Source organism: Verrucomicrobiia bacterium (assembly GCA_036268055.1).
GTDB lineage: Bacteria > Verrucomicrobiota > Verrucomicrobiia > Limisphaerales > Pedosphaeraceae > DATAUW01.
Genome location: DATAUW010000016.1, coordinates 75,523 through 100,268, shown reverse-complemented (window position 1 = coordinate 100,268; position 24,746 = coordinate 75,523). Strand labels below are relative to the sequence as shown.

The following is a 24,746-nucleotide window of genomic DNA, read 5'->3' as shown; positions in this document are numbered from 1 at the left end:
GTTTGCGTTTCGTAACCTGCGGCGCATGGGAAACAAGCTGGTTAGCCTGTGCGGACTGCTGATCTTCATCTGCATCGCCTGGGCCCTCTCCAACAATCGGAAATTTTTTCCCTGGCGCACCGTGCTCTGCGGACTCGCGCTGCAATTCGGTTTCGCCGTCTTCATCCTGCAAACCGCCTTTGGCCAGCGCTTCTTCGGTTACATCCAGCTGGTCTTCAACAAACTCCTCGACGCCGCCAACCAGGGCGCGATGTTTGTCTTCGGCCCGCTCGCCACGTCCGCCATCATGAACGACAAATTCGGCTCCGACCACGCGTTCATCTTCGTCATCTCCGTCACCAGCTCCATCGTCATCGTGTCGGCCTTGTCCTCGTTTTTTTATCACTACGGAATTTTGCAACGCATCGTTCATTTCATGGCGATCATCATGCAAAAAACCATGCGCACCAGCGGCAGCGAAAGTCTCGCGGCGGGCGTGAACATGTTCGTCGGCCAGGACGAATCCGCGCTGGTCATCAAATTGTATCTCGCCGGCATGACCGCCAGCGAATTGTTCGCCCTCATGACCATCGGCATGGCCACCATCGCCAGCGGCGTGATGATCACCTACGCCCAACTCGGCATGAGCGCGGGCCATTTGCTCACTGCGTCTGTCATGAGCGCGCCCGGCGCATTGCTCATCGCCAAAATCATGTTTCCCGAAACCGAGCGCAGCGAAACCACCGCCGCCGCAAAACTCAAGACCGAGAAGCACACCGTGAACGGCATTGACGCCCTGTGCCGCGGCGCCGGCGATGGCATGATGCTCGCCATAAATGTCATGGCGATGGTCATGGCCTTCGTCGCCATCGTGTGGCTGGTGAATTTTTCGCTCGGCTGGATGCAACGCAAATTCGGCGTGGACCATCCGCTCACGATGCAAGTGGCGCTCGGCTGGATCAACGCGCCCTTCGCGTGGCTGATGGGAGTGCCGTGGCACGATTGCCAAATCTTCGGCCAGCTTCTCAGCGAACGCATTCTCCTCAACGAATTCATCAGCTACCTCGACCTCTCCAGCATCATCCACACGCAAACCATGAACGGCCAGCCCGCGGCCTTGAGCCCTCGCAGCATTACTCTCGCGACCTATGCGCTCTGCGGTTTCGCGAACTTTAGCAGCATCGCGATTCAGATCGGCGGCATCGGCACCATCGCGCCCACCCGCCGTTCCGACCTCGCCCGCTACGGTTTCCGCGCCATGATCGGCGGATTAATTTCCTGCTACCTAAGCGCGACGATTGCTGGATTGTTGATCCCTTAAATTCGACCGTAGCGGCGTATCAAACGTCGCAAATCGTCACACCCTGCTTCAATGAAGCAATCGCATCCGCCCGCGCCGGAATAAATTCCTGCGCCACATGCCCCCTGAAACCCGTCGCAATGATCGCCTCCATGATCGCGGGATAATAAAGCTCCTGCGTCTCGTCAATCTCATGCCGCCCCGGCACGCCTCCCGTATGATAATGCGCGAAATATTGATGATTATCGCGGATCGTATGGATGACATCGCCCTCCATGATCTGCATGTGATAAATATCGTAAAGCAGCTTGAACCGCTCCGAGCCGGTCTGCTTGCAAAGCTCCACGCCCCATGCCGAGTGATCGCACATATAATCCTTGTGATTCACTTTGCTGTTGAGCAATTCCATGCAAATCGTGACCTTATGCTTCTCCGCAATCGGCGTGATGCGTTGCAAACCCTTGACGCAATTCTTCAACCCCTCCTCATCGCTCATGCCTTTGCGATTGCCGGAAAAACAAATGATGTTCGGATAACCCGCCTCCGCCGTCGCCGGAATCGTCTGCTCAAAATACTCAACAATCTTATCATGGTTCTCGACGCGATTGAGCCCGCTCGTGATGCCGCCGGGCACGCCCGTGACCATCGCGCAACTCAAATCATATTTCTTGAGCGTGGGAAAATCCGAAACCAGGAGCAGTTCGATGGATTGCAAACCCATTTCCTTGCCCGCCTGGCACAAGGTTTCCAGCGGGATCTTGTCATAACACCATTTGCAAACTGAATGATTGATGCGCCCCTTGAGCGCCGCGCCCGAAGCCGCTTCGGCGGCACTAAGACGATGCCCAAGAGCGGTGACAGCGGCGGCGACAGCGGTGGTCTTCAAAACAGAACGGCGGGAAAGTTTGGTTTTCATAAACACTTTTTGGTGAATCGCATTTAAAGTAATGGGCAAAGTTTTCCGTTTCAAGTTTTCAGTTCACCAGCCAGGCACATCGGCCCCATCCGCACTGCCTTTAAAATGGCACGACGATGCCACCGCGGCCGCCGAAGTCCCGCAGGATGACCAAAATCAAATATCTAACAAACGCCATTTTAGTCACCTGCAATCGCCAACCGAACGCACTCCGCCCCTCTTTCCCCACGACCGCGTGGGGAGATAGTTGAAGAGAGGGGTTCTTAAATGACCACCAAGCCCAACAGAGACGAAAAACCCCCTCGCACGAAAATACCACCATTCGGCCAAATATACCATTTTAAATGGTATTTACCATTCGGAAATGGTATTATCCATCCATGAAAGAAACCAATGTCCAAATGGATCGCGCTGGCCGGGTTGTGCTCCCGAAAACTCTGCGCGATAGATTTCATCTTCGTGGCGGCGATATGCTGGCCATTGAAGTCAAAGCAGGCGCCATCGAACTTCGCCCCACCAACGCCGTCGGCCAGTTGAAACGCATAAACGGAGTTCTCGTCTTTACCGCTCCCGGCCACCTCACCAATCAGGATTTCGCAGACGCATCCCGCGAAGAGCGAATGGATGATGTCCTCGGCCGCGCAACCACCAAGCGATGAAAGTTTTTTGCGATACCAACGTCCTCGTGGCGGCGTTTGTGGGAAACCATCCGCATCATCAAGCCGCACGGCCCATTTTGGAGCGCATCAAATCTCGCGCCGATCAGGGTTTCATCGCCGCGCACAGTCTGGCGGAATCTTACGCCGTGCTGACGCGCCTGCCGGGAGCCAGCCAGGTCCCACCCCCCATCGCCTGGCAACTCCTGTCAGAAAATCTCATACAAGATTTCACTTTGGTTTCGCTATCGGCAAAGGAATATTCCACAACCATCGAGGCGGCCACAAAATTTAATGTTCAGGGCGGAAAAATCTACGATGCCTTGCTCCTCGCGGCGGCGGCCAAAAGCAATGCCCAACGCATTTATACTTTCAACCTTTCGCACTTCCAAACCATCGCTTCGCCAAACCTTCGTGCACGAATCGTTTCCCCCTGAACCCGCTCCGGCCTTCAATTCGCACTTTCCCGTTCCCCCGCCCGTCCCTACTCTCTTCCATTGAGATATGAATACGGACACGGAAACAAAACCTGCTTCCGCCAAAAACATTCTATTCGCCAGTCTGCTCCTGTTCCTCGTCACTTTCCTCGTTTTTTCGCCCGCCATAAAAAACGATTTCGTCACCTACGACGACCCCGAGTACGTCACCGCCAATCCCTACGTCCAACAAGGTCTCACCCTCGACGGCTTCAAATGGGCCTTCGCCGCGCACGGCGCCAACTGGCATCCCGTCACCTGGATTTCCCACATGGCCGATGGCCAGCTCTATGGCTTGCGTCCATGGGGCCATCATCTCAGCAGCGTTATCATCCACGCCATCAATGCGTCACTGGTCTTTCTTTTATTTGCGCGGCTCACCGGACGCCGATGGCCCGCTTTCTTCATTGCCCTGCTTTTCGCCCTCCATCCACTCCGCGTCGAATCCGTCGCCTGGATTTCCGAACGCAAAGATGTGCTCAGCACCTTTTTCTTCCTCCTCACGCTGCTCGCGTATGAGCGTTACGTCTCCGCGCAACGAGCCATCGGATCAAAACGCCGATTCCATTACGCGCTCGCCTTGATATTTTTCGGCCTCGGCCTCATGTCCAAATCCATGCTCGTCACCACGCCGTGCGTTTTATTGCTTCTGGATTACTGGCCGCTGAATCGCTTTTCGACGCTTGGCTTCTCTCGCCTGCTCGTCGAAAAAATTCCCTTTTTCCTCCTCACCATCGCCTTCAGCCTCATCGCATTTTTTGCCCAGGCCCACGGCGCCGCGATGGTCGCTGCGATTCCCCTGAGCGCTCGCACCGCCAATGCCCTCGTCGCTTACTGCCATTATCTCGGCAAAATATTTTGGCCCACCAATCTATCTCCTCTGTATCCGTTTGCCGCCACTCTTCCCACAGCCACCGTAGCCGAAGCCGCCGCGTTGTTGGTAATCATTTCAATCTTCGTGATCGCGCTTCGCCGAACGCAGCCCGCGCTTTTATTTGGCTGGCTTTGGTTTCTCGGCATGCTCGTCCCGGTCATCGGCCTCGTCAAAATCGGAGAACAATCCATGGCGGATCGCTATACCTATCTTCCCTCGCTGGGCATTACCGCAGCGCTGGTTTGGAGTGTGCAAACTTTCCTTCGTAAATCTCCCCGCGCCACTCTCGCTCTCTCCGGCCTCGGGATAGTTTGCGCCCTCGCTTGCGCCATTGTCACCGAACACCAAATCAAATACTGGCACAACAGCGAAACCATGTTCCAACGCGCCGTTGACACCACCGAAAACAATACTCTCGCCGATGTCGGCCTTGGAATTTGCCTCGCCGAACGCGGCCAACTGGACGCCGCCATTGCTCTCTATCGCCATTCGCTCATCGTTTCCCCCAATTATTTCGAGTCGCACTACAACCTCGGCCAGGCCCTTTCCCAGCAAGGCAAATACGACGAAGCCATCGCACATTTCAAAGCCGCCATCGCCCAACGCTCCGGCATTGCCGATACTTATTCCAGCCTCGGCGTCGCCTTGATCGGCGTCGGCCGCAACGACGACGCCATCGCCCAATTCCAGCAAGCCGCCCGCCTCAACCCCGCCGACCCCTTGCCTCACGATGACATCGCCAAAATCCTCTCCAAAGACGATTCACGCCTCGACGAAGCCATCAACGAATTTCAAATCGCCCTGCAACTTCAGCCCGATAATGCGTCCCGCCATTCCGACCTTGGCTCCCTGCTCATGCGCAAAGGCCGTCACAACGAAGCCATCGCCGAGCTTCAGGAAGCCGTCAAACTAGACCCCAAAAACGCCGATCATCACAACAGCCTCGGCAGTGCCCTCGGCGTCACCGGCCACCTCGACGACGCCATCACCGAATTCCAAACCGCAATAAAATTAAATCCCACCGACCCCCGAGCCCAAAAAAACCTCACCCGCGCCCTGGCCATGAAAGCCTCCGCCCCACAGAATCCGCCGCTCCGTCCAAATAATTCCCCAAACTGAAAACTTGAAACTGAAAACTTCCCCATTCCGCACTCCGCACTCCGCATTCCGCACTCTCCACGTCTATGATTGACCGCGAATTTTTCTTCGCTAATAATCGTCTAATAATCTCGGGCACATTTTTTTAACAATAATATATGGATAATACGAACAAACCACTCGCTGCCGTCAGCACCCGCCGCGATTTCATCAAAAAAACCTCCACAGCCGCGGCAGTTGTGGCCACCACCAACCTCTTTAAAACGCCCGTTTACGGCCAGAATCAGGCGCCCTCGACCGGCCGAACCATTGGCGCGAACGACCGCATCACCGTCGCCGTCATCGGCCTCGGCGTCGGCATCGGCCAGAACCATTTGAAAGGCATCCACGACAACGAAAGCGCGAACAACGTGCAAGTCGTCGCCGCCTGTGACCTTTTCAGCAAACGCCGCGATTGGGCTAAAAACAAGGACAACTGCGGCCTCGCCGACGCCGATGTGTATCTCGAATACCGCAAGGTCCTCGACCGCAAGGACGTGGACGCCGTCGTCATCGCCACCCACGATCCGTGGCACTCGACCATTTCTATTAATGCCCTCGACGCCGGCAAACACGTCTATTGCGAAAAACCCATGAGCCGTTATCTCGGCGAAGCTTTCATGGTCCACGACGCCGTCAAGCGCACCGGCAAGACTTTTCAGATCGGCTCGCAAGGCTGCTCCGCTGGCGGCTGGCAGAAATGCGCCGAACTCGTCAGTGGTGGCAAGATCGGCACTCTCGTTTGGGCGCAGGGCTATTATTGCCGCAACAGTGTCGGCGGCGAATGGAATTCCAACCCCTTCAACCTCGACCCCGATTACGACAAGCCCGAAAACATTGATTGGGAAACCTGGCAGAAGCCCGTTCACAAACACACCCCCTTCAATCCCGATGCCTTCCATCGCTGGCGCAAATATTATCCCTACTGCGCGGGCGTCCTCGGCGATCTCGCGCCGCACCGCCTTCACCCGCTCATGCTCGCGTCCGGCAATCCGGAATTCCCCGTGCGCGTCACCAGTCTCGGCACGCGCAACGTCCATGCCGATCGCAACACGCCCGATACCATCGAGCGCGAAGTTCCCGAGCATCAGCAACTGCTCGCCGAATTCCCCAGCGGCTATCTCATCACCCTCACCTGCGGCACGGTCAACGCCAAGAGTCCTGGCTTCGTTGTTTACGGCCACAAAGCCACGCTGAACATCGGCGACGGCGGCAACCGCATCGAACTCGTGCCCGAGCGCGAATTCAGTGAAGAAATTGATCCCGCGACGATGGACGGCATGCAGCCCGAAGACATCCGCGTGCATGAAAAAAACTTTTTCGATTGCATCCGCAGCGGCAAGCCGACGAACGCCAACAGCGACCTCGCTGTCCGCGTGCAAACCGTCATCTCGCTCGCCGAAATGTCGAACCGCCTGAACACGATGTGCCTCTTCGACGAAAAGACCCGCACCATCACCGACGGCTCCGGCAAGAAAATCGAAGCCATCACCTACGGCACATTACCCGAATCTTAAACCGGTAATGGCGGTCTATGACCGCCGAACAATTCAACCAACGGGTTTCGCTGCCAACGCCGCGAAACCCGTTTAGCTTTTGCACAAATAGTATGACGCTCCCAAGCGAGGATTTTTAGTTTATGGTGAGGTTTCGGCGAAGGAGTCGGTCAGGTGACCGATGACTGAGCCGAAACGAAGCCATAAACTAAAAAGACCGCTGGCCCAACTTTATGAAAACCGTCGCGCTCGCCCGCAACGCCATGGCGACCCGTTTCGAGCTTCTCCTCCACGGCGAGAATGAAGCTGCCCTGCGCGCCGCCGGTGAAGAAGCCCTCGGCGAGATTGACCGCGTCGAAAGCCAACTCAGCCTCTACCTCCCCACCAGCGAGATCGCCCACGTCAATGCCCGCGCCGCCGCCGAACCCGTGCGCGTCAGCCCCAATGTTTTTCACCTCCTCGAACACTGCCGCCAGTTGACCCACGAAACTAAAAACGCTTTCGATATCAGCCTCGGCGCGCTTACCCGCTGTTGGGGTTTCATGGGCGGCTTGGGACGCGTGCCCACCAGCGACGAAATCAACACCGCCCGCGAACGCACCGGCATGCGGCACGTCGAACTGAACCCCGAAAATTTCACCGTTCGTTTTAAAGTTCCCGGTGTGATCCTCGACCTTGGCGCCATCGGCAAAGGCTACGCCATCGAACGCGCCGTGGGATTGTTGCGCGAAGCCGGCATCACCAGTGCACTGATTCACGGCGGCACGAGTTCGGTCTATGGCATCGGCAGCCCTCCCGGCACGGACGCCTGGCAAATCACTTTGGATTGCCCCGAACCGCCCGCAGGTACGGAAAAGCCGCAAAAATCCGACCTGCTGGTAACCTTGCGCGACGAAGCGCTGTCCGTCTCCGGCAACCAGGAAAAATCATTTCAGCAGGAAGGCAAAACTTATGGCCACATCATGCACAGCCGCCCCGGTATGCCCGCCTCCGGCATCATGCTCGCAGCGGTGGCAATGCCTTCCGTCACAGAATCCGACGCCCTCTCCACCGCCGCGTTTCTCATGGGCGCACATGCTTTCGTCAGTATCGCCGCTTCACGCCCCAAAATGCGCGCTTGGTTCATCACCGATTCTCCTGAAGCGGAACGCCCGGGATATTTTCTCAACCGCCTAATATAACCGCTGGAAAACTTGTGTTTTCAATAGTCACGGCTATGTTTTCACCGTGGCAGACACAAACGATTTCGAGCCCGCAAGCGAGCGGCCAGCCAGACCCCGAGGACCGGTGACCATCACCCTGGTCATCCTCAATATTATCGCCTTCGGTTTTCAACTTTACGCCGGGCGATTTCATCCCGCTTTTCCCGTGGATGATTATTTTGCCCTCAGCCTCGACGGCTTGCGCCATCACTATTTCTGGCAACTGCTCACCTTCCAATTCATGCACGGCGGTTTCCTCCACATCATTCTGAACCTGTGGGGACTTTTTATTTTTGGCCGCGTCGTCGAATTCACTCTCGGCAAACGCCGCATGCTGCAACTCTATCTCCTCAGCGGCGCGATCGGCGGCCTCGTGCAAATGCTCGGCGCGTGGTTGCTTCCAAATTTATTTGGCACTCCCGGAGTCGTCGGCGCTTCAGCCGGAGTATTTGGCTTGGTCGCGGCCTTTGCGGTTCTCTATCCGAATCAAAAACTTTATCTGCTGCTCTTTCTCATCATTCCCTTGCGCATGCGCGCGAGCACGCTGATCTGGCTCTCAGTCGCGTTTTCCGTCTTTGGAATTTTCCTGCCGTGGATCGGGCCGCATCTGCCCCACGCAATCGGCTTGCAACTGGACGGCCTGATGGGGAATTGGGCCCACGCCGCGCATCTGGGCGGCATCGCGACCGGCGCGTGGTTGACTTGGAAATTATTGCGCAACCGCCGCCGCACCGTGCCGCCGGTCCTTCGCCAGCCCGAAGTGAAAAGTACATTGAACATCAACCCCGCATCGGACTAATTTTAACTCGATATGTTGGACGATCGCTCATACATGCGCGGCCCGTCTTATGACTCTCGCCGGTCATTGACGAACACGCTGATCGTCACCCTGCTCGTCCTCTTCGTCATTCAGGCCTTTCTTACTTTTTACACCAACCTGCGCCCGACCGAAACCTTCGGCCTCAGCGTCCACGGTTTTCGTGAAAAACATTTCTGGCAGATCATCACCTTCCAATTCATGCACTCGGTCCCGTGGCCGTGGCATGTCCTCGGGAATTGTATTGGCCTCTATTTCATCGGCCGGCCAATGGAAGAAACCCTCGGCAAACAAAAATTTCTCACGCTCTATTTCCTCAGCGGCACCCTCGGTGGCGCACTCGAATTGCTCGCCACCTTCCTCCCGCATCATTTCGACGCCCCGGTCGTCGGCGCTTCCGCCGGCATCATGGGTTTGCTCGGCGCCTTCGCAATGATTTTTCCCATGCAGGAATTTTTCCTCTTCTTCATCCCGATTCCCATCCGCGTCATCTATCTCTTTTGGTTTCTGCTTTTATATTCGGCCTTTGCCACCCTCGTTCCCTTTGACGACTCCGCCAACGCCGCGCATCTCGGCGGCCTGCTCACCGGCGTCGCCTTCGTCAAATGGGGCATGAACCCCGCGCGCTCCTTCACGCAATGGAATCCCTTCCAGCGAAAAGAGCGCAGCGAACGCATGATTAAAGCCGCCGTCGCCGGTTCGTCATTTTCCACCATGCGCCGCCGCTCGCGCCAGGCCGCCCAGGACGTGCCCTCCGCAGAATTCATCAGCAAGGAAGTTGACCCCATCCTCGACAAAATTTCCGCCCACGGCATCCAAAGCCTCACCGACCGCGAACGCGAAATCCTCCAGGCCGCCCGCGCCAAAATGTCCAAACGCTGATATTTCTTTTTCTTTAACGGTTGCCATGAACACCTTCATCGCTCTCCTGCGCGCCGTAAACGTCGGAGGCACCGGAAAACTCCCCATGCAAGACCTCAAGACCTTGTGTGAAAAAGCCGGCTTCACCAACGCGCAAACCTACATCGCCAGCGGCAACGTCATCTTCAAAAGCAAAAAATCCGAAGCCCAGGTCAAAGCTCTGCTCGAATCACAAATCGAAAAGCACGCAGGTAAACCCATAAGCGTTCTCGTTCGCACACCTGTTGAGATGTCAGAGATACTAGCCCAAAATCCCTTTCCCAACGCCGCATCCAACCGCACTGTGGCCATTTTCCTCGACGCCCCGCCGCCACGCAATGCCCTCGACGAAATCACCGGCCACAAAAACGAAGAAATAAAATTGGGCCTGCGCGAGATCTACGTCCACTACGGCGACGGCATGGCCGATTCCAAATTAAAAATTCCCGCCGCCACCGCCGGAACCGCGCGCAATCTGAACACCGTCCGCAGACTTATCGAGTTGGCGGTAAATCTATAACCTTTTCAACCTGTATCGGGGGGCAAACGGCCACGCGAGCCGTAACTTCACTTTCAAATCGTCACACACCCGCATTGTTTCCCCCATTCCGCACTCCGCATTCCGCACTCCGCACTTTCCAGACTCGACTCATCCCCCCCATCACCCTACCCTCCCTCGCATGATACAACGGTATTCCCGCGCCGAGATGCGCGACATCTGGAGCGAGCAACGCAAGCTGGAAATCTGGCTGCAAATCGAACTCCTCGCCAGCGAAGCCCTCACCAAACAAGGCCTCGTTCCCAAAAAAGATTTTGCGCAAATGAAAGCTCGCGCCGCCTTCAACCTCGAGCGTTGCAAGGAACTCGAGCGCACCCTGAACCACGACGTCATCGCCTTCACCACTAATGTCGCCGAAAACATCGGCGCCCCCGCCAGCCGCTGGCTCCACTTCGGCCTCACCAGCAGCGACGTCGGCGATACCGCCTTCGCCGTGCAGATGGCGCAATCCGCCGAACTTCTCATCGCCGATGTGAAAGCCCTGCGCGAAGTCATCGCCGCCAAGGCCCGCAAATATCAATTCACCCCCATGATCGGCCGCAGTCACGGCATCCACGCCGAGCCCACCACCTTTGGCCTCAAGCTCGCCTTGATGTACGACGAATTTGGCCGCGCTGAACAACGCCTCGTTGCCGTAAAAAAATCCGTGGCCGTCGGCAAACTTTCCGGCGCCGTCGGCACCAGCGCGCATCTCTCGCCCCAAGTCGAAGCCTTCGTCTGCAAAAATCTCGGCCTGCGTCCCGCGCCCATCGCCACGCAAGTCATCCAGCGCGATCTCCACGCCGAATTCATCGGTGCGATTGCCCTCGTCGGCGCGAGCATCGAACGCTGGGCCACGGAATTCCGCCACCTCCAGCGCACCGAAGTTTTGGAAGCCGAGGAATTTTTCGCCGCCGGCCAGAAAGGTTCCAGCGCCATGCCGCACAAACGCAACCCCATCACCGGCGAACGCCTCACCGGCCTCGCGCGCGTCCTGCGCGGCAACGCCATCGCCGCCCTGGAAAATGTCGCCCTCTGGCACGAGCGCGACATCAGCCACAGCAGTGTCGAGCGCGTCATCTTTCCCGATTCCTGCACGCTCCTCGACTACATGCTCGTCACGCTGCGCAAACTCACCGAGGGCCTCATCGTTTATCCCGAGAACATGCGGCGCAACCTCGCGCTCACGCTCGGCATGTGGAATTCCCAAACCATTTTGCTCGCGCTCATCCGCAAAGGCCTCACCCGCGAAGCTGCCTACGAACTCGTCCAGCGCAACGCCATGAAAACCTGGCAGTCCAAGCACGCCGGCGATGCTAATGCCGATTTCAAAACCCAACTCCTCGCCGACCCCGAAGTCGCCGAATTCCTCACCCGCGCCGAACTCGACAAACTCTGCAACCTCGACTTCCATTTCAAGCAAGTAAAAGCCCGCTTCAAAAAGCTTGGCATTTGAATTAGCTGAAGAAAAACATAACCGATGATGAAGATAGGAAATGTCCAACACTCGGTGCCTCCTCTAAGGCCCGTAGGGCCGGCATGTTTATAATTATCGAACCAAAAAAAACAAGCTCCGTCAGGAGGCGGCACAATTCCGCGCCAAAAGCCAAATTCTCGCCTCAGCATTGTCAGTTAACTAATCGCCATTTTTTCCAAAGCGCAATCCGTCTCACCACTTCTCATTAACCCCCAACTTCAGTTGGGGGAAAACCAGTACCAACGTACGTTCCCAACCGCTTCAGCGGTTTCCTCACCAAACTTTTTTCGCTGACACTCCACGTCATCACTATATTGTTTCCCGCAGACGTGATAGATCGTCGCTCACCAAAAAAACTGATTTATGGACACAACAGGTAAAGTCTGCGGCTTGTTCCTGCTGATGTTCATTCTGACTGCCCTGATTCAATTTTTCATGTTGCGCCGCCGGTCGAATCGCTTGACCATCTTAGGGACCGTCCTTCGCGTCGCCGTTTTTAGCGGCATAATATGGGTAACAAGCTGGATGATGATTGACTGGGGAGATGACCCAGTCGCACTGGCACAAGACTCGCCATCTTTCTTTGAAAAGATGCTAATCATCAGCATCCTGTTTCTCGTTTTCACAGCCATGGCATTGATTCCTGCCGGTACGGTGGCCCTTATTTATCGCAAATCAAAAAAGGACCTTCTCGCCTCTGAATTCCCTGGCTGATTACTTATTTTTCGGCTATCTGCGGATGACTGCAATGGAAACGAAAGAAAGAATAATTCGTTACGCGATCGCGTCAGTCTTGATTGGTCTGATCGTCTTCGTCATTTTGATAAACAGCGATCGGAAGGAAGGAAAACCTTATTACAATCTGACAGCGTGGCGAAGCCGGAGGCGTTTTCGTGAATGGCTGATAATTTGCTTTATCCTGATCCTTGTCATTGTGATGCGCATTTTCTTCCACTACTGACCACCATTTCCAAAAACACCCAACTGCTCGTCCGAAATTTTTAATTTTTAATTCCCTCCTTCCGGCCTCCGCGCCTCCGCGGCTAAAAACTTCCCCTCATTGACGCTCCCGCCCACCCGCTATACAATTACAACGTAGTAAAACATGATCGCCGCATCCACAACCCAAAATCGTCCCGCCGCCACCTTTCGCGTCGGCGATGAGCGCCTGATCAAAGTCACTGAAAGCGCCGCAAAAAAAGTTGGCTCGCTCCTCGCCCGCCAGGGTCGCGCCCAGGGCGTTCTGCGCGTCGCCGTCGTCGGCGGCGGCTGCTCCGGTTTGCAATACAAAATGGATTTGCAGGACGGCCCCGCCAACCGCGATATCCTCGTCGAGTCCTGCGGCATTCGCGTGGTTGTGGACCCCAAGAGCGCCCTTTACGTGACCGGAAGCGAACTCGATTACGTGGATGCCTTGCAGGAAGGCGGCTTCAAAGTGAAAAATCCCAACGCCGCCACCAGTTGCTCCTGCGGCGAAAGTTTCAGCGCGTAATTTTTCCGCGGCGGCTCGCCATGACCGACAACTTCGCCCTGCTGAACGAACCGCGCCGCCCGTGGCTCGACCTCGATTCACTCAAGGAAAAATTTCTCGCGCTCTCCACGCAAACCCATCCCGATCGCGTCCATCAATCGCCCGAACCCGAACGCATCGCCGCCAGCGCGCGCTTCGCCGAATTGAATTCCGCGTATCAATGTTTGCGCGAACCGAAGGAGCGCCTGCGCCACTTGCTCGAATTGGAACGCGGTGCAAAACCCGCCGACATCCAGCGCGTCCCGGAAAACCTGATGACCGCGATGTTCGAGATCGGCCAGCTATGCAAACAAGTGGATGCCTTCCTCCTCGAATATTCGCGCGTCACCTCGCCGATTTTAAAAGTCCCGTGGTTTGAACGCGCGCAAAATTGGGTCGCACAACTTTCCTTGCGCCAGCAAAAGATTCATTCTCAGCGCGAAGAATTATTGCTAGAACTCAAGGCCATGAATTCAGCGTGGGAAACCGCAACTGCCAGCGCCAACCGGCCACTCGATCGCGTCGAGGAAATGTATCGCGTGCTCGGCTATCTAACACGCTGGTCGGAACAAATTCAGGAACGTGTCGTGCGACTCTCCTTGTGAAATCATTTCTTACATTGCTGTTGCTCGCGCTGGAAATTTTTCTGGCGCAATTCTCCGCTCGCGCCGGTGAAACCTGGCAGGACGCCCTAAGCCGGATGCCGCTGGGCGTTTCGGTCGCCGAATTGAATCGCACAAATTGTCTCAAGCTCCTGCTCCCGGCTTTTCGCGAAGACCCAACCGTGAAAGCCCTGGTCTTCATGCCCGGCGCCACCGATGAATTTTACATGTTCCGCCGCGCGCGCGCGAAGCTGACCAACGCCGCCCCAACCCTGCTCGATGCCATCAATGCCCTCACCAATCAAACTCTCATCCAGGTCACTTTTCGCCCGCCGCTGCTTCTCTTGCACACCACCGAAGACCCGCTCGAACCTCTCGCCACCATAAAAGATTTGGACACCGCCTCGCGCATCGAAGGTCGCCCGTTCATCCAACACGCGCTCTATAATGATCGCGATTGGGATTTCCTGCTGCCCATCCTGCGAAAAAACCTCCGCGCGCAATTCCTTCCCCGGATTCATTCCTACGACTCCTTCCACTTCTATCGCCACAGCTTCGCCGGCTGGAATTTGAATGGCTGGGAAGCCTTGCAGGCGCTTTCGCTCGCGGGGAAGACGCGCTTCACGATTGATGACGGTGTGGTGACCTTCGAGGGCGACAATCGTTTTATGTCCGAGCCGAAATTCGACCAGTTTCCGCGATAATTCCCTGCCGCTCGTGCCAATTCTGGACACCTGTCTTCAAATCTGGACAAGGGGAATGCGGCGCTCGGAATGATGTCGGCAGAATTGAGCTTGGACTTAACCCCCGCGCACTTGGTATGGGCCATGCTTTTTCCCTCTCATGCAGCAGAAAGCCAGCATCTCCGTGACAAGAGATTTTGTAATTCTCTCCGTCTTCATCATCATGGTGAAGGTGAAAAGACCCGTCTTTAACCTGCGAAAAAACGGCGCGCCTCGGGCGTGAAGTTCTTCAACCAAAGTAGTATTTTCCTGGTGGCCGTAAAAGCAGGCCACCAGTTTCTTTGTACTTCAATGCTCGGGACGGAACACCAAAATACTCAACGGCGGCAGCGTGAACTCGGCCGAGTACGATTGGTTGTGAACATTATAATCTTCCGACATCACCCCGCCTAAATTCCCGCGATTCCCGCCGCCATAAATCGCGGCGTCGCTGTTCAACAATTCACTCCAGCGCCCCGGACGCGGCAGCCCGATCCGATAATGCGTCCGCATCAACGGCGTCAAATTCAACACCACCAGCAGCACACTCGTCTGATCGTGATTCTGCCGGATGAAACTGAACACGCTGTTGCGATGATCGGCGCAATCTATCCAATAAAATCCACCGATGTCGTAATCCGATTCATACAATCCCGCTTCTGAAAGATAGAGGCGATTCAAGTCCTCGACAAATCGTTGAAGCCCGCGATGATACGGCCCCTGATCCAGCAGATGCCAATCAAGCGAAGCATTCGCATTCCACTCAGCGCTCTGTCCAAATTCGCAGCCCATGAAAAGCAGCGGCTTTCCCGGGAACGTCCATTGATAGCCCAGCAGCGAGCGGAGGTTCGCAAATTTTTGCCAGTCATCACCGGGCATCCGGCCAAGCAACGAACTTTTGCCATGCACCACTTCATCATGCGAAAGCGGCAGGACAAAATTTTCGTTGTAATGATACAGCATCGCGAACGTGAGATCGTTCTGATGATGACTGCGATAAACCGGATCGCGCTGGAAATAATTCAGCGTGTCATGCATCCAGCCCATGTTCCATTTGAACGAAAATCCCAAGCCACCCAGATACGGCGGACGCGTCACCAGCGGCCACGCGGTGGATTCTTCCGCAATCGTCACCACGCCCGGATGTTCGGTGTGAGTGAGGTAATTGAATTTTTTGAGAAACTCAATCGCCTCCAGATTTTCACGGCCACCATATTGGTTCGGAACCCATTCGCCCTCCCGCCGCGAATAATCGAGATAAAGCATCGAGGCCACGGCATCCACCCGCAGCCCATCAATGTGATAACGCTCGCACCAGAACAGCGCGTTGGCCGTGAGAAAATTGCTCACTTCATGGCGGCCATAATTAAAAATCAGTGTGCCCCAATCCTGATGCGCGCCCTTGCGCGGATCTTCGTGCTCGTAAAGCGCCGTGCCGTCGAATTTCGCCAGCGCAAATTCGTCGCGCGGAAAATGCGCGGGAACCCAGTCAATGAGCACGCCGATTCCCGCTTCGTGCAGCGCGTTCACGAAATATTGAAAATCATCCGGTGTGCCGTAACGCGTCGTCGGTGAATAAAATCCCGTCACCTGATAACCCCACGAGGGATAAAATGCGTGCTCGGAAACGGGAAGCAATTCGACATGCGTGAAACCCATTTGCGTGACATACGGGACCAGCATCCCGGCGAGTTCACGATAGCTGAAGGACTCCGCCACCGATTTTTTTCGCCACGAACCGAGATGCAATTCGTACACGCTCATCGGCGATTTGAGCGCGTTGCTCTCGCGGCGGCGCTTGCACCACGCGTCGTCCGTCCACGCAAATTTCTGGTTGTTCCAAACGATGGACGCATTCTTCGGCGCGGCCTCGAAAAAGAATCCGTACGGGTCCGTCTTCAAAAACAAATCGCCGTTCGCGCCCTTGATTTCGTATTTATAATGCGTGCCCTCGCCCACGCCCGGCACGAACAATTCCCACACGCCCGACGCGCCGAGCAGCCGCATCGCATGATAACGCCCATCCCAGCCGTTGAAATCGCCGACCACGCTCATGCGCTGCGCGTTCGGCGCCCACACCGCAAAGCTCGTGCCCGCGACGCCGTCAATCGTCCTTAATTGCGCCCCAAGCTTTTCGTAAATGCGCCGCTCATCGCCCTTGCCGAACAAATACAAATCCGTCTCGCTCAGCGTCGGCAAAAAAGAATAGGCATCGCGCGTGCGGCGCGTATTGCCCTGGTAATCGGTGATGATCAAATCGTAAGCATAGACGTCCTTGGCCGCAGCGGTCGTGCCTTCGTAAAGGCCGCACTTGTCCAACTGCTTGAGTTGAAACTTCGGCTTTTTTTTCTCGTGCGTAGGCTCGATTTCGACCTTGGCCGCATTCGGTAATAACGCGCGCACCACCACGCCGGAACCGTCGCCCAGCGGGTGCATGCCGAGAAGTTGATGGGGCGTGCGATGCCGCGCGTGGATGAGACTTTGAAGTTCGTCTTGGGTTAGAAGCATCGCCGAAACTTTATCAAAGCCCGCGAAAATTGATACCGAAATTCGCGCGCCCTGTGGCGCAAAATGCCTTAGCCAATGACGCGCGAAAGTTGCGCTTGGTGAACTTCAATACTGCTCTCAGTCCACACCACGAAATTCGCTCGGTCCATTTTCTTTTCCACCGGCCATTGCGAGGCGATGCGTTTTTTGATCTGATCCGCATCCCAGCCGCGATTTTGAAGGCGTTGCTTTTGCGTGGCAGCCGAGCACGCAACGCAAATCACGGCGTCGAAACAATTCTCCGCCGCGGTTTCATAGAGCAATGGAATCACCACGACCGCGAGCGGACGATTCTCTTTGCACCACGCTTCGACTTGCGCCTGCCAGATCGTTCGGATGCGCGGATGAAGAATTTCTTCGAGACGCTTCCGTGCGGCGTTATCGCCGAAGACCCGCCGAGCCAGTTCGTCGCGGCGCAATCGTCCGTCCGCGCCAACCAACTCCTGACCGAACGCGGCTTGAATTTCGCCCAACGCCGGTTCTCCCGGCTCGACGATTTGACGCGCAATAAGGTCGGTATCCACGACCGCGATGCCTCGTTCACTAAGCGTCGTCGCGGCCACGGATTTGCCCATGCCGATGCCACCGGTCAAGCCATAGACTTTCATGGGATGGATTGCGCTCGCGCTTGAAAAGTGCGGCAGTCATAGACCGCCGCTACAGGCGAAGACGTAATTGAATGATCGAATTCGTTACTGGGCCAGCACAGCGCGATAGTAGCGCGATGGGAAATTCGCCGCGTTCGTATCGGTGAATGGCACCGAACTGGACGAGTTGGTCACGCTGCCGACCGTCGTCCAGGTACTGAACGCGTCGGTGATGTTAGTCGTCGCAAAGATATTATAAATACCCACCGGCCCGGAGATGTTCAGCGTCAATGCGAACGTGCCATTCGTGCTGCCCGCCGTGGCGGTCAGCGTTGGCGGAGTGAGCAACACCTGGAAGCTGGCTTGCGCGGTGTTGTCGCCCGGATTGAGATCGGTCTGGTCGGAACTGACCGCAACCGCGTTCGCCAGCGTGCCGCCAACCGTCGGACTCGTTGAAATAGTGAAGCTCGTATTGCTGCCCGCCGCGAGGCTGCCGATATTGAATAACACCGAGCTATTGGAATTGATCGTGGAGACGCCCAGCGAAGTGCCAGTGAACGTCAATCCGATCGAAGGCGTGTCCGTGATGGTCACATTGGCCGCAGCCGACGGACCTTTATTCGTGATAGTGACAGTGAATGTGGCCGTGCCGCCCGTAGCGACCGCGCCCGATGATTTCACTATGCTGACCGCGAGATCCGCGGCGGAATTCACAGGACTGACCGTCGCCAGATTCAAGCTCCAGCCACCGGCGATAATGCCACTATCGCCCGGAGAATCATCCAATACATACAAGGCCCAAGTGCCCGCCGGATTGCTGCCAACAAAGTTTGTCAGAGCCGAAGCGGAAGGCGCGGCCGGCGCGGGACTCGCGAACGGCATGCCCAAACCGAAGTCGGTCGGAAGGTTTGTGCCCGAAACCAACTGGCGCATGTTAACCGAGAATTGATCCGTCGAAGACGGCAGCAGGTTCGTCGCGGCATCGTCAAAGGTCAGGGTGATATTTGTGACCGCGCGCGCGCCGCCGACGCCCGACATCAGCACCACGCTTTGACCAGCGGGGCCGACCAACATGATCTCAACGTCATTCGGGAATTGATGGCTGAAGTTATTCAGCGTCACCGTCGCTTTGCTTACCAGGCCGGTTCCGTTGGTCACAGTGATCACGGAAGGATAGGGTGTCGCAGGACCGTGATCAGGAATCACGATGCCATTGGCATTCGCATACGAGTTCGTTTGAGGCAGATTGAACGTGAAACTGACCGGCGGCAGGTTCGTGCCGTTATTATCATCCGACAACTGCAACGTCGCCACCACTGAAGCGCTGTTGGAAATGCCGCCAACGGTGAAGGTGAACGGTTCCGCGATGGAAGGCCCGCCATGCACCAGCACGCCGTAATTTTGCGTATTGTTCCCACCGGACAACATCACTCCGTTGCCCGCAAGCAAGGTCGCCGAAAGATTGGTCGCGTCTGCCGTGCCGACGTTCGCCAGTTGCAGCGAAATGGTGACAGTCTGGCCAGCGAGAATGCTGCCATTCGCCGGACCCCCGATCAAATGCGCGCCTGACGCGACGATGTCCGGCGCAGGCAAGGTGAAGGTCGTCGCCAGAGGAACTGAATTGTTGGTGATGTTCAAGTCCGTCGAGGTGGTGCTGACAGAGAAAGTGTTGGTAAGCGTTCCCGAATTGGTCGCAAGCAACGTCACCGTTACGGTGGCAGTCTGGTTCGAAACCAGGTTGCCCAGGGTGCACAAGGTGACGCCATTGGTCGTAGTGGAGAAAGTGGACGCAAGTGTCGAAGTGCCTGCCACAAAACGCAAACCCGTTTGCATCATATCAGCGAGATTTGCGCTCACCGCGATTCCCGGACCGTTGTTGGTGATCGTAATCACGTAAGTGACATTGCTACCGACTACGGAGTTCGTCGGACCCGTCACACCCATTGCCAGGTCTGCGATCGGCGCGGAGACAGAAGTCACGACGGACGCGGAATTATTGGATTGGTTCGGATCGCTGTCCGCGCCGGTGACGCTCGCGGTGTTGGTCATCGTTCCCGAAGCCTTCGCGGTGACCACCACGGTCACGGTGATATTTGTACCCGTGCTCAAGTTGGTGAATGTGCAATCAACAATGCCATTGTCCGTGCCAGTCAGCGCATGGGCGCTGTTCGTTGCCGAGATCAGCGTCACGTTGGTTGACAACTGGTTCGTGAACTGCACCACACTCGCGGGATTCGGACCATTATTGGTGATGGTGAAAGTGTAGGTCAGATTATCACCTGCGGTCACAGAGTTGGACGAAGCCTTGCCCGTGATGCCCAAATCTACCACCGGGTTGACCTCGCTGCCGGAGGAAATGCCCAGTGCCCAGCCGCCCACGATTTCGCCCGCATCGCCCGTCGCACTATCAAACACATACAATACCCAATTTCCGTTCGCGACCGTACCGTTGAAGACGGCGAGGTTCGTGCCGTAAGGCGCTTGCGGCGGCGGGTTGTTCGGATTCACGGTGATCGTGCCCTTGAAGTTGTTCGTGAAATTCACGTCACCATTCTGGGTCGGCGCATAACTGCCGGACAAAATCTGGCTGTTCGTCGGCAGGAAATTAATCTGGCCGAGTGAATTGAGCGCGCCGTCATCGAACGTCAGCGACACATTGGTCAGCAATCCGCCTGAGCCCGTGTGCGACATCAGCAAAACATTCTGGCCCTTGGGTCCGACGAGCAGCATGTCCACGTCATCCGGGAACGTGTGATTGACGTTCGTCATCGTCACCGTCACTTTGCCGATCAAGCCGGTCACACCCGTCACGACATTCGTCGAGGGGAACGGCGAGCCCGGACCATGATCGGGGATGATGATATTATTCGCGTTCGCAAAACCGTTGGTCGTCGGCAAGGTGAAGGTGAATTTCAACACTGTGAGATTCGCGCTGCCGTTCATCAACTGCAAACTCGCCGTGATCGTCCTGCCGTTGGTTCCGCTGGCAACGAACGTGAACGGCTCGTTCGTCGCCGGACCGCCGACGGTCAACATGCCATAGTCCGCCGATTGCGTTCCCACCGGGACCACGCCGCCGGAATTCAACAGCGTTGCCGTCAAATGATTCGAGGTATCAATATTGCCAAGATTTTGCAGGCGCAACTGCATCGTCACTTGTTCGCCCGGATCAATCATGCCGTTGGCCGGTCGGAAACTTTCCGCTTCGAGGAAGAAACCAGCAGCTATGACATTGAGCGTCGGGATGCTAAGAATGGTGGACAAGCTCGCGCTGTTGTTGCCGATATTCGGATCGCCTTCCGCGCCGACGATGCTCGCCGAATCAATCAACGTCATGTTGGTGACGTTCATGAGCATCGTGGTGGCCGTGCTGACGGTGATAGTGATGGTCACATTGGAACCCACCGGGATATTAGTCGGCTGGCAGGTGACCACGCTGCCCACGTTCGTGCAAGGTCCTTGCGCTGACACCGCAGAAATCAGCGCCACGCCGGTTGGGAGAGTGTCTTTGATGCTCACCCCGGTCGAGATGCTCGGACCGGCGTTCAATGCCGTAATGGTATAAACAATATTGCTTCCGACCACGGCGACTTTCGGCCCGTTCAAGGTCAACTGCAAATCCGCGGCGGCAGTGACGTTATCAGTGATGATGGAAGTATTATTGGCGGCGACTTCGTCAGGTAAATCAGATGAAACGGTGGACGATGCGGTGATGGATCCCAACACCAGCGGCATCACCTGAATCGTAACGGTGGCGTTGCTGCCGACCGCAAGATTACCCAGGCCGGCAATCACTTTGTTTGCCGAATTGAACGCGCCGCCTTGCGACGTGGCGACCGAAACGAAAGCCACATTCAGCGGCAACGTATTTGAGACGATGACGTTCGTCGCAATCGTCGGGCCGTTGTTCAAGACCAACGCCGTATAAGTCAAAATGCCGTCCAGCAATACCGGGCTGGGATTCTGGCTCAACACCACGGACAAATCCGAACTTGCGAGCCGCACGACGGTGCTTACGGTCACGGTATTGTTGAATGGATTCACGTCGGGTTCGAGCGCGCCGACGGTGGCTGTCGAGAAAATGGTTCCGGGTGATTGCGGGCTAACGATCACCGTCACACTGGCGGTATCACCGACATTAAGCGTACCGATATTGCAACTTACCGCGCCACTGCCAACATTGATGGTTCCCTGCGAAGAGTTCGCGGAAACAAAAACTACATTAGTCGGCAATGATTGATTGACCGCGACATTTTTCGCGGTGTCCGGCCCGTTGTTGGTCACGCTGATGGTGTAAGTCAAATTGCTATTCACGGTCACCGGATTCGGCGACGCGCTCATGCCGACTGACAGATCCACTCCCGGGCATTGGCCGCCGCCATCTACGCAAAGCGCCGGCGTGATATTCAACGACCAGCATTGGAGGAAACCGATGTCACCCAGTGCGCCGTCCACCATTTGCAAACTCCACGCGCCGTTCGCCGCGAGACCGGCCTTGCCGGTGAACGAGGCCAGTTGTTGCTGTGGTTGGAAGGTACCGATGAAAGGTGCGATGGCGTTGTTGATGGACACTGCCGCGGAATCATCAAACGTGGTGCGATCCGGGTCGCTGCAATCCACGCCGAAATCCTGGCCGCTGCCGCCGGCGTTTTCTGCGAGCACAACGGAGGTGCCGTCCGGCCCGATTAATTGCAAAGTCAGGTCCGAAACAAACGGATGAATGATATTCAGCGAGACCGAGACATGCGCAATGCCCGAGGTCAAATTACTGACGATGATCGTCGAGTTCGTGCCCACCGGGTTGTCATCGGGAATGGCCACCGGCGCGAGGCTGTCAAAGCGCACCGGCACACCCGGCGTGCCGGTGGCAACCGTGAACACGTTGGTGACGGTGGATTGATCAGACTTCAACACCAGCGAGAAATTGATCGTGCTGCCGCAAATAAAAGCGGGCGACGTGCTCACGTGAAAACTCGTGGCATTGGTCGCGCTCGAATTGGTCGAAATGTTGGGGTAGGAAGCCGACGATATGGCGACGACCACTCCCGGCGTGGACGATGTCAAAGTGGCGAAGACATCCGTCGCTGCCGCAGTGCCCACGTTGGTAAGCACGATGTCCATCGAATTACATTCGTCATTGTCAATCATTCCGTTGCCGTTGCCGCCGGAAACGATGTTGGTCACAATCAGCAAATTTGGCGTCGGCGCGGGAACCGGTGAACCCTGCAAACCTTGAAGCGCCATGACTATGCCCGAACCGGAATCGCGGTCAACCCCCAGGGCTCCGATGTCCAATGCCGAGGTGGTCATGACCGAACGGATCTGCGCCTCATTCAGGCTGGGATTATACGATTTGATCAGCGCAGCGATGCCGGCGGCATGCGGCGCGGCAGCGGACGTGCCGAAGAAAGGATTCAATCCCGAATCCGGCGGCAAGGTGGTCGTGACGCCGTTGGCCGCGGCGATGTCAGGCTTGGGCAAAACGGTTCCGCCCGTCAGCGAAAAATCCCCCGGAGTGATCGGTTTGCCATTGGCGAAATAGAACATATGACGCGGACCGTCCGAACTGAAAAATTCAACTGGGTTCGCCTGGCCGCCGATGAAGAAACTGCCCGCGGCAGTGCCCACGTCCACAGCCGCGACGGTGAAGGCGTTGGTCGCGGCATTATGTCCGCGAGTACTGCCTTGCGTGCCGACGGACAACACCGCGCGATCAGTGTCAATATGGAGAAACCGGTTCGTGCCACTGGCCAGCACCACGACAATCTGTTGGTTCTGCAAAGGCGCCGCGACGATTTCAAAAGGATCCTGCGTTCCGTTCTGCACGGTGACGGAACTGCTGACGATGGTTGCGCCGGTCGAATCCAGAACGAACAAATCATAATCGTTGGTCGAAGCGCCGAGCGGGTCGGACCAGAAGAGCGCCGTGGGAGCATCTTCGCTGCTTTCCTGCGTCACGACGTCGAAATTATTTGTTCCGAAACTAAGCACCTCACCGCCCTTGCCATTCACCGGACTGCCCGCCGCTCCGCCGCTGACGAAATCACCTTCCCAGGTGCCGGAGGTGCCGGCATCAAAATTACCCGAATTCGCTGCGGACGAAAAATAGAGGCCGCCGCTATCCGTCACAGCATTGACCGCCTGCGCCACGACGCCGTCTTGAAACGGCGATTCGTCGGCATAAGTGAGGTCATCCACGATGATATCGCAGCCGTAGGTGAAACGCAGTTGCCGGATGTTGTTCGCAAAAGCCGCCTCGCCGCCGTCGCCCGTGGAGAAAAATAATTGCGCGCCGGGCGCCATCGCATGAACGATTTCGAGCATCGCCGTGCCTTCGCCCGTGCCGGGAACACCGCTCTGCCCGGGCAACACCGTGACGGCCCCCAACGCGCCCAGCGATTGTGCCTGGCTCAGAAAATCCACACTGTCCGACATCACACCCACTTTTACGCCGCTGCCATCCAGGCGAAATGTGCTGCGGCCGGTATCGTCACGATGCGCGATCACGCCTTCCGGATCGGAATTGTTATGCACCGCAATCGCCGCCGGTTTCATAAAGACCACCGACGAAGAAGCCGCGACATTTTCCAACTGGGTCACCGGCATGGTGGCGGTGACGACGCCCAACTGCGGGAAGTTGCCGGTCACAGTTCCGCCTGCCTTGAGGATTTGTTTCACCAAATCAGGCGTCGAACTGGCGCGGATTTCTACTTTGAGATTGCCACTCGCATCGGGCTTTACCGCGAGCTTGAGTTGCGGAACCGCGCCGCCGGCGATGGGCAGGTTCTTGCTCTGCTTGTAGGCAAAGATCAACTGCGAATCCATCTTCTGTTCAGTCGGCGTAAAAGAGGCTTTCTCGGCTTCAAACGCTTGGATTTGCGCCTGGACATTGGTGCTGAGACCAGTGTCGGCCAGCGCGGTGTGCATGCCGGAAAAAAACGTGAGCCCCAACGCGGCAAGTTTAACGATTTTGGACCGCGATGAACCGCTAGCTTTTAAGATCTTCATAT

Annotated in this window: 18 protein-coding genes; 14 read left to right on the top strand and 4 right to left on the bottom strand. The window is 56.4% G+C overall.

All coding sequences use genetic code 11. The features are described from left to right. Positions 1–25: 25 nt before the first annotated feature. Positions 26–1,300, top strand: a complete 1,275-nt coding sequence (locus VH413_09155) for a nucleoside transporter C-terminal domain-containing protein (protein ID HEX3798856.1) — start codon at positions 26–28, stop codon at positions 1,298–1,300. A gap of 19 nt (positions 1,301–1,319) precedes the next feature. On the opposite strand, the gene VH413_09150 is transcribed toward VH413_09155, so the two are convergent. Further along, a complete protein-coding gene (locus tag VH413_09150) occupies positions 1,320–2,195 on the bottom strand; it encodes a TIM barrel protein (GenBank protein HEX3798855.1) in 876 nt (291 codons plus the stop codon). 380 nt (positions 2,196–2,575) lie between these two features. Here VH413_09150 and VH413_09145 point away from each other — a divergent pair, with 380 nt between their 5' ends. The 13 genes from VH413_09145 to VH413_09085 all read left to right on the top strand — a co-directional run bounded on the left by VH413_09145 (position 2,576) and on the right by VH413_09085 (position 14,584). Next, complete coding sequence (locus tag VH413_09145; GenBank protein HEX3798854.1) at positions 2,576–2,854, top strand: AbrB/MazE/SpoVT family DNA-binding domain-containing protein; 279 nt, start codon at positions 2,576–2,578, stop codon at positions 2,852–2,854. Beyond that, entirely contained in the window at positions 2,851–3,288 is a 438-nt protein-coding gene (locus VH413_09140; protein ID HEX3798853.1) for a PIN domain-containing protein, read from the top strand. The genes VH413_09145 and VH413_09140 overlap by 4 nt, the downstream gene beginning before the upstream one ends. 67 nt (positions 3,289–3,355) lie before the next feature. Then, on the top strand, positions 3,356–5,320 hold the full coding sequence (locus VH413_09135; protein ID HEX3798852.1) for a tetratricopeptide repeat protein: 1,965 nt from the start codon (positions 3,356–3,358) through the stop codon (positions 5,318–5,320). Between the two features lie 137 nt (positions 5,321–5,457). Next, on the top strand, positions 5,458–6,855 hold the full coding sequence (locus VH413_09130) for a Gfo/Idh/MocA family oxidoreductase (protein ID HEX3798851.1): 1,398 nt from the start codon (positions 5,458–5,460) through the stop codon (positions 6,853–6,855). 212 nt (positions 6,856–7,067) lie between these two features. Next, positions 7,068–8,015, top strand: a complete 948-nt coding sequence (locus VH413_09125) for an FAD:protein FMN transferase (protein ID HEX3798850.1) — start codon at positions 7,068–7,070, stop codon at positions 8,013–8,015. A gap of 46 nt (positions 8,016–8,061) precedes the next feature. Further along, positions 8,062–8,835 carry a rhomboid family intramembrane serine protease gene (locus tag VH413_09120; protein ID HEX3798849.1) on the top strand — a complete coding sequence of 258 codons (774 nt, stop codon included), beginning with the start codon at positions 8,062–8,064 and terminating at the stop codon, positions 8,833–8,835. 12 nt (positions 8,836–8,847) lie between these two features. After that, complete coding sequence (locus VH413_09115) at positions 8,848–9,735, top strand: rhomboid family intramembrane serine protease (GenBank protein ID HEX3798848.1); 888 nt, start codon at positions 8,848–8,850, stop codon at positions 9,733–9,735. 25 nt (positions 9,736–9,760) lie between these two features. Further along, complete coding sequence (locus VH413_09110; GenBank protein ID HEX3798847.1) at positions 9,761–10,273, top strand: DUF1697 domain-containing protein; 513 nt, start codon at positions 9,761–9,763, stop codon at positions 10,271–10,273. 160 nt (positions 10,274–10,433) lie between these two features. Continuing rightward, positions 10,434–11,747 carry an adenylosuccinate lyase gene (gene purB, locus VH413_09105; protein HEX3798846.1) on the top strand — a complete coding sequence of 438 codons (1,314 nt, stop codon included), beginning with the start codon at positions 10,434–10,436 and terminating at the stop codon, positions 11,745–11,747. Positions 11,748–12,131: 384 nt separating this feature from the next. Further along, entirely contained in the window at positions 12,132–12,482 is a 351-nt protein-coding gene (locus VH413_09100) for a hypothetical protein (GenBank protein HEX3798845.1), read from the top strand. A 391-nt stretch (positions 12,483–12,873) separates the two neighbouring features. After that, positions 12,874–13,260, top strand: a complete 387-nt coding sequence (locus VH413_09095) for an iron-sulfur cluster assembly accessory protein (protein ID HEX3798844.1) — start codon at positions 12,874–12,876, stop codon at positions 13,258–13,260. A gap of 20 nt (positions 13,261–13,280) precedes the next feature. After that, on the top strand, positions 13,281–13,883 hold the full coding sequence (locus VH413_09090; GenBank protein ID HEX3798843.1) for a DnaJ domain-containing protein: 603 nt from the start codon (positions 13,281–13,283) through the stop codon (positions 13,881–13,883). Further along, positions 13,880–14,584 carry a hypothetical protein gene (locus tag VH413_09085; GenBank protein ID HEX3798842.1) on the top strand — a complete coding sequence of 235 codons (705 nt, stop codon included), beginning with the start codon at positions 13,880–13,882 and terminating at the stop codon, positions 14,582–14,584. Before VH413_09090 ends, VH413_09085 begins: the two co-directional genes overlap by 4 nt. Positions 14,585–14,911: 327 nt before the next feature. On the opposite strand, the gene glgB is transcribed toward VH413_09085, so the two are convergent. The 3 genes from glgB to VH413_09070 form a co-directional block, all read right to left on the bottom strand. Further along, positions 14,912–17,110: a 1,4-alpha-glucan branching protein GlgB gene (glgB, locus tag VH413_09080; protein ID HEX3798841.1), complete on the bottom strand. Its 2,199-nt coding sequence runs from the start codon at positions 17,108–17,110 to the stop codon at positions 14,912–14,914. Between the two features lie 68 nt (positions 17,111–17,178). Beyond that, positions 17,179–17,757, bottom strand: coding sequence for a dephospho-CoA kinase (gene coaE / locus VH413_09075; protein ID HEX3798840.1), 579 nt, complete (start codon positions 17,755–17,757; stop codon positions 17,179–17,181). Positions 17,758–17,841: 84 nt separating this feature from the next. Further along, positions 17,842–24,744 carry a proprotein convertase P-domain-containing protein gene (locus tag VH413_09070; GenBank protein HEX3798839.1) on the bottom strand — a complete coding sequence of 2,301 codons (6,903 nt, stop codon included), beginning with the start codon at positions 24,742–24,744 and terminating at the stop codon, positions 17,842–17,844. Positions 24,745–24,746 lie beyond the last annotated feature (2 nt).